Annotated in this window: 11 protein-coding genes and 1 pseudogene; 5 read left to right on the top strand and 7 right to left on the bottom strand. The window is 70.8% G+C overall.

Going from position 1 to position 13,169, the window contains the following annotated elements:
• Positions 1–164 precede the first annotated feature (164 nt).
• From AB1460_RS22180 to AB1460_RS22160, 5 genes and pseudogenes are all read right to left on the bottom strand, one after another.
• Positions 165–1,004: a hypothetical protein gene (locus tag AB1460_RS22180; RefSeq protein ID WP_368963803.1), complete on the bottom strand. Its 840-nt coding sequence runs from the start codon at positions 1,002–1,004 to the stop codon at positions 165–167.
• A complete protein-coding gene (locus tag AB1460_RS22175) occupies positions 1,001–3,448 on the bottom strand; it encodes a hypothetical protein (protein WP_368963801.1) in 2,448 nt (815 codons plus the stop codon). Before AB1460_RS22175 ends, AB1460_RS22180 begins: the two co-directional genes overlap by 4 nt.
• Before the next feature lie 12 nt (positions 3,449–3,460).
• Positions 3,461–4,396 carry a hypothetical protein gene (locus AB1460_RS22170; protein ID WP_368963799.1) on the bottom strand — a complete coding sequence of 312 codons (936 nt, stop codon included), beginning with the start codon at positions 4,394–4,396 and terminating at the stop codon, positions 3,461–3,463.
• Between the two features lie 207 nt (positions 4,397–4,603).
• Positions 4,604–5,329 carry a Crp/Fnr family transcriptional regulator gene (locus AB1460_RS22165; RefSeq protein WP_368963797.1) on the bottom strand — a complete coding sequence of 242 codons (726 nt, stop codon included), beginning with the start codon at positions 5,327–5,329 and terminating at the stop codon, positions 4,604–4,606.
• A gap of 204 nt (positions 5,330–5,533) precedes the next feature.
• A pseudogene (locus AB1460_RS22160) lies at positions 5,534–5,686 on the bottom strand (TetR family transcriptional regulator); the annotation flags it as partial.
• A gap of 372 nt (positions 5,687–6,058) precedes the next feature.
• Here AB1460_RS22160 and AB1460_RS22155 point away from each other — a divergent pair.
• The 3 genes from AB1460_RS22155 to AB1460_RS22145 all read left to right on the top strand — a co-directional run bounded on the left by AB1460_RS22155 (position 6,059) and on the right by AB1460_RS22145 (position 8,388).
• The gene (locus AB1460_RS22155; protein ID WP_368963795.1) at positions 6,059–7,183 is read left to right on the top strand and encodes a serine/threonine-protein kinase; all 1,125 of its coding nucleotides are present in this window, start codon (positions 6,059–6,061) and stop codon (positions 7,181–7,183) included.
• A gap of 235 nt (positions 7,184–7,418) precedes the next feature.
• Complete coding sequence (locus AB1460_RS22150; RefSeq protein WP_368963793.1) at positions 7,419–7,613, top strand: hypothetical protein; 195 nt, start codon at positions 7,419–7,421, stop codon at positions 7,611–7,613.
• Positions 7,614–7,698: 85 nt separating this feature from the next.
• Positions 7,699–8,388, top strand: a complete 690-nt coding sequence (locus AB1460_RS22145; RefSeq protein WP_368963842.1) for a histidine phosphatase family protein — start codon at positions 7,699–7,701, stop codon at positions 8,386–8,388.
• Between the two features lie 57 nt (positions 8,389–8,445).
• On the opposite strand, the gene AB1460_RS22140 is transcribed toward AB1460_RS22145, so the two are convergent.
• Positions 8,446–9,987 carry a LysM peptidoglycan-binding domain-containing protein gene (locus AB1460_RS22140; protein WP_368963791.1) on the bottom strand — a complete coding sequence of 514 codons (1,542 nt, stop codon included), beginning with the start codon at positions 9,985–9,987 and terminating at the stop codon, positions 8,446–8,448.
• Positions 9,988–10,312: 325 nt separating this feature from the next.
• Between AB1460_RS22140 and AB1460_RS22135 the strand changes: the two genes are divergently transcribed.
• The gene (locus AB1460_RS22135) at positions 10,313–11,728 is read left to right on the top strand and encodes a sensor histidine kinase (RefSeq protein WP_368963789.1); all 1,416 of its coding nucleotides are present in this window, start codon (positions 10,313–10,315) and stop codon (positions 11,726–11,728) included.
• A gap of 77 nt (positions 11,729–11,805) precedes the next feature.
• Here AB1460_RS22135 and AB1460_RS22130 read toward each other — a convergent pair whose 3' ends face one another.
• Positions 11,806–12,402 (bottom strand): hypothetical protein, encoded by a 597-nt coding sequence (locus AB1460_RS22130; RefSeq protein WP_368963787.1) that lies wholly within the window; start codon positions 12,400–12,402, stop codon positions 11,806–11,808.
• 527 nt (positions 12,403–12,929) lie between these two features.
• Here AB1460_RS22130 and AB1460_RS22125 point away from each other — a divergent pair.
• On the top strand, positions 12,930–13,064 hold the full coding sequence (locus AB1460_RS22125) for a hypothetical protein (RefSeq protein WP_368963785.1): 135 nt from the start codon (positions 12,930–12,932) through the stop codon (positions 13,062–13,064).
• Positions 13,065–13,169 lie beyond the last annotated feature (105 nt).

The raw sequence follows: 13,169 nt of genomic DNA, 5'->3' as shown, positions 1-13,169 counted from the left end.
CACCCGCCCTGCCGACGTGGAAGGGAGCCCCGCGGATGGGAGCCCCCGCGGCGGGGCCGGCCGTGGAACCGGCCGGGATCTCGGTTGGGGACGCGGCCGGGCCTGGGTGCGCGGCCTCGGCCTGGGACGGCCCGCCGGTGGTGGCCGCCGGTCTCCGGCCGGGCTCACGGTCGACCGGCCGAGGTCGGCCGCGACGGCGACGGGTTCGACCAGTCGTTGACCGGCAGACCGGCCCACTCCATCAGCCGGCTCAGCGCCGAGTTGTGGGCCAGCTCGAATTCAAGCAGGTCGACGTTCGCGGTGTTGCTGACCGCCTGCGCCACCGCGTTGAGCAGGTCGCGGTCCTTGGACTCACGCTGTTCGGCGAGTCGGTCGACGATGTTCGGAGCCTCCTGCGGCTGCGCGGCGAGCCGCAGCAGGTGGCGGGTGAGGTAGGGGGCCGGCGGCTGATCGGCGTCGAACTCGTGGACGCCGAGCGCGACCAGGAGCTGCCGCCACTTCGTGGCCAGCTCGGTGTAGTTCGTGACGATCTGCTGCGAGTACTCGTGCAGCGCGCCCTGTTCCAGTGCCCTCGTCCAGGCCGCCTGTTGCAGGGTCTGTACCTCGGCGGCCACCGCGACCTCGGCCCGCGCGCGCCAGGTCAGGGTCGTGTCCGGCAGACCGGCCCGGGCGAGCTGCTCCAACTTCGCGTTGAGGTGGGTCTCCGCCTCCGCGGCCAGGTTCGGCGGGTAGCTTCGCAGCACGCACCTGGTCACCACGGTGACCTGCTCGTCGACCAGGCTCGCGTAGAGGCCGGCCCGCTTTCTGATCCTCTCCACCGCGCGCTGCCCGTCCTGCCAGGCGGTGCGGATGACGACGCTGAAGGCAAAGGCCTCGCCCTTGCTGGGCGTCTGGAAGGCCTCGCCCACGATGACGTACTCCATGTCCGGTCGTGGATCGGAATCCCCCCCGAACCACGCCCGCAGCCGGCGCATCGATCCCTGCTCTTCCGGTCCGGCGCTCATCGCTGCTCTCCCATCGGTCCGAAGATCTTGTCGATCAGGTCCCACGCGGCGGGGTGTTCGCCGGACTCCCGCCATGCCTGCCGCCACAGATCGGCGTAGAAGCGCAGCGGTCTGGCAAGCGCGTCGTCCGCGGTGTGCAGGCGAGTGATCAGGGCGGTGGTGACACTGGCCCGTTCCGGTTTCGTGTCCGCCTCCTCACACCAGGTCCGCAGCAGCGGCCAGCCGTGCGCCGCCAGGCCTGTGGCGGTCAACAACAGGCGCCACAGCTCGTCATGGGTCGCCAGACATCCGGGGTCGGCGCCGACGTGCTCGGCCAGCGCCCACCGAGTGCCGTCCGGGCCGTCGTCGGAGGCGAGGAACAACAGGCAACCGGCCGCGTAGAGCACGGTGGTGCTGGGCATCCGCACCCCGATCTCGCCCCAGCCGCGCGCCCGCAGGCGCTCCGCCCGCTGCCGGGTGCCCTCGATCTCCTCCACCCACCTGGTAAGGAGGTCGAAGACCTGCTCGATCCCGCCGGCGGAGGCCACCTCGTTCATCGCGACAACGGCGAGCGCCGGTATCCGGGCCCACTCCCGGCCTCCCAGGGGAAGTGCTGCGCTGCGCCGAACCACGTCCAGCGCCTCCCCCGTGCGCCGTGAGCCCGCCCTGCTCGCGTAGGCCCGCAGCGCCGTCATCCGCCAGAGCGCCCCTCGGGCGCTCCACCGGCGAACGTGTGCCCAGGCCCGGTCGGCGATGCGCGGGTAGCCGATCATCGCGTCGACCGCCCACGCTGCGGCCTGCTGCCCGGACTGGCTGCCCCGGCGGATCCACTGTTCGACAGCCTCGTCCATGATCAGGTCGAAGTCGTGGGTGGCCAGCCGACCGACCGCGATCGCGGCCCGCAGCCGCACCTGCGGTGGCTCACCGCCGTGCGCACCGACGACAGCCAGCTCGCAGAGCCAGGCCAGCATCGCCTGCCGAGCCAGATGGTGCTCCTCCCAGACCAGATCGACGATGGCACCCGCCATGGCCGGGTTACGGAAACGCACCCGGCCGGCGTCGCCGCCACGTTCCGTCCCCCCGTCAGGCCCCCAGTCCCCACGGTCGACGCCGCCGACGCCGTCGCCGTCACCGGTCTTCTCGCCGGCGTCGCCGTCGTCGCCGTCGCCGCGGACCACGATCGCCTCGGCCCAGTCCAGCAGCGCCTTGGTCGGCTCGGTGAACGACGTCCCGCCCCATGTACCCGGCCGGCCGGCCGCGAGGGCGTCACGCAGCCGGTCGGCAGCCCGGATGATCCGGACGAGCGGCATGTCATTGCAGACCGCGAGTGCGACGAGGAACGCCCGCCGGAAGAGCCGCGCGGGTTCGGCGGGCCGGGGAAGATCGTCCTCGGCGATCCCGTCCAGAGGCTTTCTCAGCAGGTCATTGACCCTCTGACGAACCTGCTCGTCGAGGAAGCGATCGGCCGGCTGGTCGGCCCGCAGCGCCGCAGCGACCAGGGCCGCCACGCGTACCACCCGGGCCATCGACACGCCGGCCACGGCGGCGTACACACCCGCCGGCAACGTGTCGATCTTCGTGGCAGGGCAACCGAAACGCCTGTCGAGCAGCGACCGCAGGACCTCGACCTGGTCAGGCATGCGGTGGGCGACCGGCTCGCCGCCCGTCAGCGCGGTGGCGGTGGCATCGACGATGAGCACGAACCACACCCCCTGGCTCCGCGCGAGCTGGGTCAAGCGGCTGACCTGCAGATCGAACCCGTCCCGGCGGACGGCGGCGGTGACGTCGAGGACGTAGCCGAAACCGGAGCGCACATCAGACGGGGTCAGCTCGGCCTGGTCCGAGCCGGGGTCGAAGACCGCCGTGCCGGCGCCCTCCGGCAGTGCCTCGGCCAGCGCGCACAGCGCGAGGCTGGTGCGCCCCGAACCCTCCGGACCCGCCAGCAACGCAACCGGGCTGAGACGCAGACGGTCCACCAGCCGGGCCCGGCTGCTGACGGTGTCGGGCGGTGCGACCGTCTCGACCAGAGTCGCGTTGAGCTGAGCGACAACACGCGCTCCGATCGCACGCGCACGCGGTCCGACCCGACGACCACCGTCGAGGACGATGGTCCCGACCGACCCCCCGATCGTGATCGAATGATCACCCAGGCCGATGGTGCCGTGCAGGCTGCGGAAGCCGCGCTCGGCCTCAGCGCGCAGCCGGCGGTTTCCGTCGACGTCGTAGTCGCTTTCCTCCTCGGTCTGCGTGTTCTCGCTGTTCCGAGAGCCCTCGCCGCCCTGGTCAGCCTGTCGCCCGTGCTTGTCCGCGTGGCCGTCCTGGCCTGCCGCCGCCTCAGATCGGTCGGACCGAGGGTCGCTCCGATCCTCCGGCCCGCGGCCTGCCTCGCGCTGATCGCCGCCACTCGCCGGGCCGGGGTCCACGGTTCCTTCGCCGGACGCCTCGCCGGCTGTCGGTGTCGTCATCGAAGCCCGCCATCAGTAGTTGTTGATCGTGCCCACAGACCCGGTGATCACCTGGCTCCTGGTGCCAAAGGCGACTGCGCCGCCAGTGATCTGGATGCCCCGGCCGATCCCGGGTTCCGCCGATTCCGGGGCCTCGGAGCCACCTGGGCCGCCTGGTGCCTCCGGACTGGCTGGTGCCTCCGGACTGGCCGGCGCCTCCGGACTGGCCGGCGCCTCCGGACTGGCTGGCGCCTCCGGACTGGCCGGCGCCTCCGGACTGGCCGGCGCCTCCGGACTGGCCGGCGCCTCCGGACTGGCCGGCGCCTCAGCCGCGCCGGTCTCACGCATGACGGCCGCGAGGATCTCCGCAGACGGCGCGGAACGCCTCGTTCCCCACAGGCAGACCCGGATCGGCATGCCTGTGCCCTTCTCGTTCGGGCCGATACTCATCTCGGCGAAGTCGTCCGGCTGCAACCCCCGCAACTGCTCGGCGACGGTGTCGGTGTACATCGCCTCGGAGAGCAGGAGGACGAGGTGGGCGGAGGGAACCTTGGACAGCAGCAGCCGTCCGGCCTGCGCGTTGACGATGCGGGCGGCGGTGTTCACCGGGTGACCGACCCAGCCGCCCCCTGACGCCATGGCAAGGCCATGGTGCAGCGCCAGGCGCACCCGCAGCTGGTAGGCGGGCAACCGGTCGGCGTTGCGCTGTCCGAGAGCGATGGCCAGCTCCCGGGGCAGCTCCGCGACCAGGACGTCTCGCGGTACATGGGCGGGGAGCAGGCCGAGGGTGCCGTCGCCCTCGTCGCTGAGGCCCGGAGGCGCCGGATCGATGCCAAGGCGGGCCAGGCAGCCGGTGATGATGGTGCGGAAGTCCGCACGGAGTTGAAGCTGGTCGGCCACGCGATGATCGCTGGAGTTCGCGATGTCGCATGCCAGGACGGAGTAGGGCAGCAGGTGCTGATCGTTCATCAGGTTCCTTCCCAGCTGGTGAGCGAAATCAAATAGATGCGCAGGCGACCTCATCCGCCTGATCTGGCGGATCCAAGAGTCGGAAAGCAGACAGGTGGACCGGTACGGGGACCACCTAAACTGCGACGACGCACGCGCGCGAATTCCACCGAGAGCAGATCCGACACCTACCGGGCGCGGTCACCGACTTTCGCGCGATACAGGCGGCTACAGAAAGTACTGGGTCTCTGTCAGGTCGGGTTCGTCCACGCCATTGGCCAGCCGCCGCAGCCCCTCGGGATCGAGGATGACGAGGCGCCGGTACTCGGTGGACAGAACACCCGCTCGCCGCAGCCGACCAAGAACCGTCCGCAGCGCGGATTCGCTGCATCCGGCCGCGGACGCGAGATCGGGTTGGGTGATGGCCATGTCGATCTCCAGGCCCGTCTCGGTCCGGACGCCGTGCCGTCGACCGAGCTCGGTGAGAATGCGAGCCACCCTCACCGGGAGCCGGCAGCCACCGAGATCCACCTGCCGTTGGACGGCGGCCCGCAGCCTGTCCGCGAGAAGTCGGGTGTAAGCCTCGCGAGCGCCCAGCATGCGATCCAGGAAGCCACGCCAGTCGGCTGCGGGCATGCGGCGCGCCGCCACCTGGCTACCGGCCACGATGGTCGCCGCCCGCCGCTGCCCGTCGAGCGCGGCAAGGTCACCGACGACGTCTCCGCCCACGCGCAGGCCGATCAGGACGTCCCGGTCACCGGAAACCCCGAAGACCTTGACCACACCGTCGAGCAGAAGAAGCACGTGATCGGTCGGTTCGCTGTCTCGGAGCAAGTACTCACCGGAGATGAAGCTGCAGAGCCAGCCCAGCCGGACCGCCTCTTCGGCGGCCGGACCGGTCAACCGGCCAAGAAAAGTACGCGGCGGCCAATGCTGCAGCCCAGCGTTCGGCACGACGTCCCCCGATCGTCAGCCTTTCGAGACACACAGCATAGCCCCGCAAAAGCACCACAAACCCCGAACCAGCCGTTTGCGGACCATAGAAAGACCACATCGTCCTTCGACAGCAGCGGAGCCGATTCCACGGCGGCGGCCGAGCACGTCAGCACGAGCGCGGATCCGCCGCCTCCCATCGGTCCCACGTCGGACACATGGTGGTCACGGGTGCCGGCGTAGGCCTGCGACGAGGAGCGCGACCAGTCGGCGTGCGTCGTAGCGGGGGTTCCTGCCCGCGCCGATGCAGATGCCGCCCACGCCACGCATGAGCTCGTAGGCGCCCAGATCGGACTGGATCTCGCCGGAAGCGGCCGCCGGGGAGGCGGCGGACGAGAACCCCGAGCGAGTCGCCCTGATCCAGCGGCTCACCTGGGCCTACCTGCGCCACGCACTCGACATCGACGGTTCCGACTGGCTGGCGGCGCAGAAAGCCGTTTTGGGCGACGACGATCCACAGGGACGACTCGAATCACGACAGGAGCCAGGCCACAGCCAGGCCGACCGGCGTCGACCGCTCTACTCCGGGCTCCCGCTGCTTCTGGCCTCGCTCAGGGTCTCGTCCAGTCCCAGCGCGCGTAGGACGTTCCCCGAAAGCGGGACCTCGCGGAGGATACGGCGTGGACCTGCGGGCATGTAAGACGGGCGCGCTCGGGGTGGGCGCGGTGACGTCGAGAGGCTGGGGCATCGGTGAAGGCGCTGCGCCACGGAGATCCTGCATCCATCGGCCCGTTCCACCTCGCCGCGCGGCTGGGCCGCGGCGGGATGGGTGTGGTCTATCTGGGAGTGGACGCCGCGGGCCGGCAGGCAGCCGTGAAGGTCCTGCGGGACGAGTACGCCGACGATCCGGACTTCGTCCGACGCTTCAGCAGGGAGGTGGCCGCGGCAGCGGCGATCGACAGCCCGCGGGTGGCGCGGCTGCTCGATGCCGACCCCCAGGCGGAGCAGCCATGGCTGGCCTCGGAATACATCCCGGGATCCGACCTGCTGACGGTGGTCGCCAGGCACGGCCCACTGCCGGCGGACCACCTGCGGAAACTGGCGATCGAGCTGGCCTCGGCACTGGTCGCCATCCATCAGACCGGAGTGGTGCACCGCGACCTGAAACCGGGCAACGTCATGCTGGCCCCCGACGGCGCAAAGGTCATCGACTTCGGCATTGCCGCCGGGCTCCCCGGCACCGTCACCGCGACCGGGGTGGTTCTCGGCAGCGTCGGCTACATGGCCCCGGAGCTTCTCGGCACAGCCGGCCGCCCCGGACCCGCCGCGGACATCTTCGCTCTGGGGCTCACCCTCGCCTATGCGGCCACCGGGAGGGCCCCGTTCGGCGACGGTCCGCTTGATTCCCTCCTTTACCGGACGGTCCATGCCGAGCCCGACCTGACGGCTCTCCCACGACACCTGCGAACAGTGGTCGCCGCGACAGTACGCAAGCAGCCCGACTGCCGTCCGAGCGCGAGCCGCCTCCTCGACGAGTTATCCACCGCCTCGCCCCCAGGCGGACCAACGACAGCGCTCATGGCACAGCCAGCAGAGCCGCCCGCAGAGCGTCTGGCCCAGGCTCCGCCGCCCCGGCGGTCCTCCCCCGCCGGTTCCTCGGCACCATCCTCCCCCCGGCCGTCCGCACGGTTCTCGATCGTGGGCCTCGACACCGTTCCCGACGGACTCACCGCCTCCCCCCCCGGCCGAGCGGGCCACCGCACACGGCGCTGGGGATGCGGGCGGCCGCAGGCGTCGCCGTGCGCTGGTACCCGTCGCCGGGACACTCGTCGCCCTCGCCGCCGCGACCAGCCTGCTGGCGGCATCCGACCCTGAAACGGCAGTTCACCCCCCCGCGGTCGCCCACGGCACCGTTCCAGGGGTCATGCCCTCCTCGCCGCCGACGTCCCACCCGTCGGCCGGCACAACCGCCCCGCCCGACGCCGCCCCGCCCGACGCCGCCGCGCCCGAGGGCGAGTCCACGGTCGGGCCGGATGCCGGATCCTCCGGCGGGGCTGCGTCTGCGCCCACCACCGGGAGCGCCGCAACCAGCGCGCAAGGGGCCGCAGCCGTGACAGGTCAGCCGGTCGTCGGCGCCTCGGCATCGAACTGCGCCGGATCCGGAACCGACGGGGCGGCCTCGGATGACGCCTGCGAGTCGGACGAGGTCGGCGGCCCCTCGCCGACCGCCGCCGACGGCAAGGGCCCTGGGCGTCCGCCCTGGGCCGGTCAGCGAGGGGGGCCGAAGGCGCTGCGCTCCCGCTGATCCCCGCCCACTGCGCAGCGCTCCGGGCTGTGGGCCGACCGCCGTCGAACATCTGGACGAACGCCGAACGCTAGACTTGGCCGCGATGCGCCTCATGCTGCTCCGTCACGGCCAGACCCCCTCCAACGTCGCCGGCGCCCTCGACACCGGGCGACCGGGAGCCGGGCTGACCGCCCTCGGTCACGCTCAGGCACGGGCTCTCCCCGACGCCCTCCGCGGTGAGGCGATCTCGGCGATCTACGCCTCGGTCCTGACCCGCGCCCAGCTCACCGCGGCTCCCCTCGCCGAGGCCCGTGGGCTGGCGATCGGCGTCGAGGAGGGCGTCGAGGAGATCGGTGCGGGTGATCTCGAGCTGCGCAGCGACAAGGCATCCATCGCGACGTATCTCGACGTCATCACCGACTGGCTCCACGGCGATCTGGACCGCACGATGCCGGGTGGGCAGAACGGCCGCGCGTTCGTCGCCGGCTACGACGCCGCGATCGCGAAGGTCGCGGCGGCGCATGACGAGCGCGGCACCGTCGTGGTCGTCAGTCATGGTGCCGCGATCCGGGCGTGGGTCGGCCTGCGGGTCGACGGGGTCGGCTCCGTGGAGGACCGTTGGCTCTCGAACACCGGTCTGGTCACCCTCGAAGGCGACCTCTCGGCCGGCTGGAACCTCACGCAGTGGCACGGCGATCCGCTGGGCGCGGCCGTCCTTCCTGACGTCGCCGCGCACGACGTCACCGGTGCTCCGGTGCGCGAGGCCGTCTCCGAGGCCGGCGAGGCCGGGTAGCCGCCCGGGTCAGAGCCCTCGTCCCGGGTCAGGGCCCTCGCCGGTCACCCGTGCCGGTCAGCTGTCCTGGACCAGTACCCACTCCAGCTGCAGGTCGTCGATGGCCGGAATGTTGCCGCCCAGGTCGTTGATGCGCATGAGCTCGTCGACGGTGGTGCCGTTCTGGCGGGCGATCTGCTCCCAGGTCTCGCCGACGCCGTCGGCAAGGCCAAGAACCCGATGCGCCCGGAATCCCGGCACACTGATCTGGAGATCCATCCCGTCGGGAACGAAGCTTTTGGCCTCGTCGAGGGCGACGTCGGCGTTGAGCTTCGCGAACGTCTCCGCCGGGATGCCGGTTCCGCGGCTGATCCAGTCGTGGCCACGGCGTCCGCTGGTCACGGGGAAGGGCAGCCGTCGCGCCCCGTCGGGGCCCATGGTGACGGGCGGCATCGGATACCGCTCCCCGGCATGGCTGACGGCGGTACCGAGGAACTCGGTATGGCCCTGGAAGAAGGCCGCGTGGATCGCGTTCTCACCGACGGTCCCCATCGCCTCGGTGACGCGCTTCACGAGCGGCGCGTAGTCGGCAGTCGGGCTGTAGTCGGGAAGCCAGGCGCGGGAGGGCCGGTGGTGCTCCTGACCGGTGATCCGCCTGTTCAGATCCTGGATCCTCTCGTCGGAGAAGGAGCCGACGTGACGCGTCACCTTGACCGCCAGATACTCACAGAATCCCTCGCGGACGACGACACTGCGCTGGGTTGCCGTCGGCAGCAGGGGGTGCTGCAGGACGTGGATGTACTCGTGGATCAGGAGGACGAACGTGTCCCACTTCTTCGCCGCCACGGCCATCGACTCCGTCTCGGCCTCCTCCGCGGCCCAGTCGAGAACCCAGGGCGTGATGAAGATGCGGACCGTGTTCGGATCGGACATCGACATCTCGCTGGCCTCGTAGCGCAGGAGCGCTGCGCTGTGGTCCGCGACGAACGGTTCGACGACCGACTTCTGGTAGAAATCCCTCTCCTCGGGTGTCCCGTTCTGGTAGTGGAAGAAATGCTTCTCGGCCAGGGCCCGCACCACGTCGGTGCCCATCAGGTAGTCGACCATGTTGACCGGCTCCGTCATGCGGCCGAGTCGTCGCCGGGTGGCCGTGTCGGCCATCGAGACGATGGTCGGTGCATCGCCGCCGACCGTGAACGTGAAGTTCCTCCTGGTGGCAGCGAGCTCCGCGGGGACAAGGGCGTTCCCGACCCACTCCGCGAAGAACTCGTCGACGACCTCCTTTGCTGCCGCCGCGGCCGGGAGAAGGTGGCTCAGGTCGATGACCCGAGCGTTCTCCTTGCGGCTGATACTGGCTTCCTTGGCGTCGATGGCCGCTTTGAGCGCGATCCGGAGGTCGCCGGCGAACTCCTCCCGCGCCGCCTGCGTCGGATGAGCCTCCTTCCAGGCATGGCGATTGTCCTTCGCGGCCTTTACGACCTTCGCGGCGGCGGCGGCGGGTTCGGGTTTGGTGGGCTCGGGCTCGGGCTCGACCTCGGGCGGGAGCGGGAGTCCCAGCAGCGCGCGGACGGTCGCGGTCTCGTCCGCCGTCAGCAGCCTGGTACCGGTTCGTTGCGACATGATCGACACCTATCCATCGGGGGCATGCGGGCCAGGCGTCGCAACATTTACACGAAACCGGCAGCGAGGATGACGAATCCTCGAACCCGATGAGTGACGCATGTCGGTTCAAGGTGAATGGCGCGATTACGTGGGATACCGGCGCGCCTTCCGCGTGGATGCGGCCGGGCGATGGTCCGCTCGGCACCGGTGCTGGGCCGTCCATCCTGGTCCACGGGCAGGTGGAGGCCGATAGGTTCGCTCGTGGGCACACCCCGAGCCCGGTGCCCGGGGGTGGGGCTCGCGGGTGCGCGGGTGCGGGCCACCGCTGGCGGGAGGCGATCTGATGCGGGTCGAGGATCTTCGTGAACTCGACCTGTTTGCCGGCCTGTCCGGCGAGCAGCTCGCGGAGCTTGCCGCCGGCGACAGTGAGGTCCGGATCGAGCCGGGTGTCGAGCTGTTCCGCGAGGGTGATCCCGCGGACTTCTGGTGGGTGCTGGTCGAGGGGGCCATCGACCTGGTGCGTCAGCTCGGCGGTGAACCGTCCGTGGTCGGCCGGATGGACGCGCCGGGCCGGTGGGCCGGCGGCTTCCGGGCGTGGGACGAGCAGGGCGTGTACCTGGCGACCGGGCGGGGTGCGGCGCCGGGCCGGGTGCTCCGGGTGCCCGCCGACGTCCTGCGGGCCCGGGTCGACTCCTGGTTCCCGTTCGGCAGCCATCTCATCCGGGGCGTGTACGGGACAGCGCGGTCCATCGAGGCGACGGCCCGCCAGCGTGAGTCGCTCGCCGCCCTCGGCACCCTCGCCGCCGGCCTCGCGCACGAGATCAACAACCCGGCGGCGGCCGCCACCCGCGCCGTCGGCGATGTGACGGAGGCCTTCCAGACGGTGCTGGGCGCCGTCACCCGGCTTGCGTCAGGGGGGCTCGCCGGGCCCACCGCCGACCGGTTCGCCGAGCTCGACGCGCTGCGCGCCGAGATCAGACCCCCCGCGGCGTCCCTGTCCCCGCTGGCCATGGCCGACCTCGAGGACGATCTCTCGGCCTGGCTCGCCGACCATGGCGTCGAGGACGAGTGGGCGATCGCGACACCGCTCGCCACCGCGGGGGTGGACGTCGCCTGGTGTGACCGGGCAGCGGGCGTGCTCGGTGACGGGCCGGTGCTCCAGGCGGGTCTGCAGTGGATCGCCGGCACCCTGGCCACCACCGGCATTCTGGCGGAGCTCGGCGAAGCGACCCGCCGCATCTCCGGGCTGGTCACCGCCATCACGTCCTATTCGCAGATGGACCGGGGCTCACTGCAGCTCGTCGACCTCACCGACGGCCTCGACAGCACGGTGGCGGTCCTCGGGCACCGCCTCGGCACCGGCGTCGCGGTCGTGCGTGACTACGCTCCCGATGTGCCCCGTATCCAGGTGCACGCGGGCGAGCTCAACCAGGTCTGGACGAATCTGATCGACAACGCCATCGATGCCATGAACGGCACCGGCACCCTCACTCTCACCACCCGCGCCGAACAAGGCGCCGTTCTCGTCGACATCACCGACACGGGCCACGGCATGCCCCCCGAGGTCGCGGCCCGGGCGTTCGAGGCGTTCTTCACGACCAGGGGCGTCGGTCAGGGCACCGGCCTCGGCCTCGACATCGCCCGCCGCATCGTCACCGAACGCCACGGCGGCACCATCACCATCGCCGCCTGCCGCCCCGGGCACACCACCCTCCACGTCCGCCTCCCGACCACCCGCGTCGAGGCGCGACGCAGCTGACCCGGCCCGGGGCCGTGCGCACTCCCGCGGTCGGGGAGAAAGCAGCACGCACGGCCCCGGATCAGGTCGTCGTCAGGTCAGGGTGCGTCGTTGCAGACCGACCTCGCGATGACGATGTGTTCGAGTCCAAGGAGATCGATCGCTATCGCGTTGACGGCGAGAGTGCCGTCAGCCTCGACCGTCTGCTGGTTCAGGGTCAGCGAGCCCAGCCCGGCGGGGAGGGTCACGGTCGTGTTCGGGGCCGGGTCCGCCTCGAGCACGGTCTCGATGCCGAGGAGCTTGATGGTCCCGTTCGCGACGTCGGTCTCGCCGGTGACGTCGCCGGTGGACGGGTCGTAGGCGCAGGACGACTCGACCGCGCCGACGGTAACGCTGGCCAGGGTCGGCAGGGAGACGGACAGTCCGGCGACCGCGGCGTGGGCGGTGGTCGGGCCCGTTTCGGCACCGACGGCGCCGACGGTGAGCAACGGTGGGAGATCGACGCCCGTCAGAATGACGGGAGAGGTGCCCGGGAAGGTGCTGACCACGAGCGGCCCGAGGGGGAGGATTCCCGCCGCCTGGATTCCGACGGCCGTGTTGGGTGTTGCCGCGGAGGCGGGCGTGGTCGTCGCGATCGCCACACCCCCGGCGACAGCGAGAACGGCGGCATACCTGGCCGCACGTCGTGTCCACATTTTCATGAATGTTCCCTTCTGCGAGTCAAGGGAACGCTTGCCACGGCATCACCAGGTCGACGGACACTGATTGTCAGGACTTATTACCCGGCACCCTCGTGGCTTTGTTCCCGGCCAGAAGGTAACGTCCGCTTCATCGGAACACGGGCCTCGTACCGGGACATGGAGGTTCATCGCCGAAGACGCGATCCGATCTCTATCGGCGCATACACGTCTCCTCGGCGACGGAGACGACGGCAGCGAATGTCCGACCTGTTCATGCCGCTAGAAGTGGCCGGACAGAGATCTTTCAGGGATATTTCCGGGGATGGCGTCCATGTGACGGGTTCGTGCTTTCTCCGGCGCGACCGGAAGCCCCTGGAGGGATCCATGAAATTACGTCGCCTGTTTGCACCGTTCACCGGTCTGCTCGCCGGTTTCCTGGCCGTCGCGGTGCTGGTCGCCACGCCGCCAGCGCGGATACCTCTCCTCCGCCGGCACCCGTCGCCTACGAGGTCTTCCGCTTCAACCGGGCGACGATCGAGATCATGGCGCGGAACGGAGTCGTCGCCTACTCCGAGGGCGGCACCACACGCCTCGACTTCCGTCCGTTGGAGCTGGTCCTGACGATGCCGATCGTGAAGACGGAGACGGGCGCCGGCAGGGCTGCGACAAAGTCGTGATCGGCGTGTCGGCTGGCGTCGCGGGCTGGTAGCGGCTACGGCGTCGCGGTGAGAACGGCCCGGGAACAGGCGGACGCGGCGCCCACGGGATGATCGAGGTTCCTA

Source organism: Parafrankia sp. FMc2 (assembly GCF_041008525.1).
In the GTDB taxonomy this organism is placed as follows: Bacteria; Actinomycetota; Actinomycetes; order Frankiales; family Frankiaceae; genus Parafrankia.
This window is presented reverse-complemented; position numbering and strand designations above follow the sequence as displayed.

Bases quoted from the DNA above. Each gene is read 5' to 3' on its own strand.
- AB1460_RS22135 (WP_368963789.1), top strand. From the start codon at position 10,313: ATGCGGGTCGAGGATCTTCGTGAACTCGACCTGTTTGCCGGCCTGTCC.
- AB1460_RS22130 (WP_368963787.1), bottom strand. From the start codon at position 12,402: ATGTGGACACGACGTGCGGCCAGGTATGCCGCCGTTCTCGCTGTCGCC.
- AB1460_RS22180 (WP_368963803.1), bottom strand. From the start codon at position 1,004: ATGAGCGCCGGACCGGAAGAGCAGGGATCGATGCGCCGGCTGCGGGCG.
- AB1460_RS22170 (WP_368963799.1), bottom strand. From the start codon at position 4,396: ATGAACGATCAGCACCTGCTGCCCTACTCCGTCCTGGCATGCGACATC.
- AB1460_RS22125 (WP_368963785.1), top strand. From the start codon at position 12,930: ATGGCGCGGAACGGAGTCGTCGCCTACTCCGAGGGCGGCACCACACGC.
- AB1460_RS22145 (WP_368963842.1), top strand. From the start codon at position 7,699: ATGCGCCTCATGCTGCTCCGTCACGGCCAGACCCCCTCCAACGTCGCC.
- AB1460_RS22140 (WP_368963791.1), bottom strand. From the start codon at position 9,987: ATGTCGCAACGAACCGGTACCAGGCTGCTGACGGCGGACGAGACCGCG.
- AB1460_RS22175 (WP_368963801.1), bottom strand. From the start codon at position 3,448: ATGACGACACCGACAGCCGGCGAGGCGTCCGGCGAAGGAACCGTGGAC.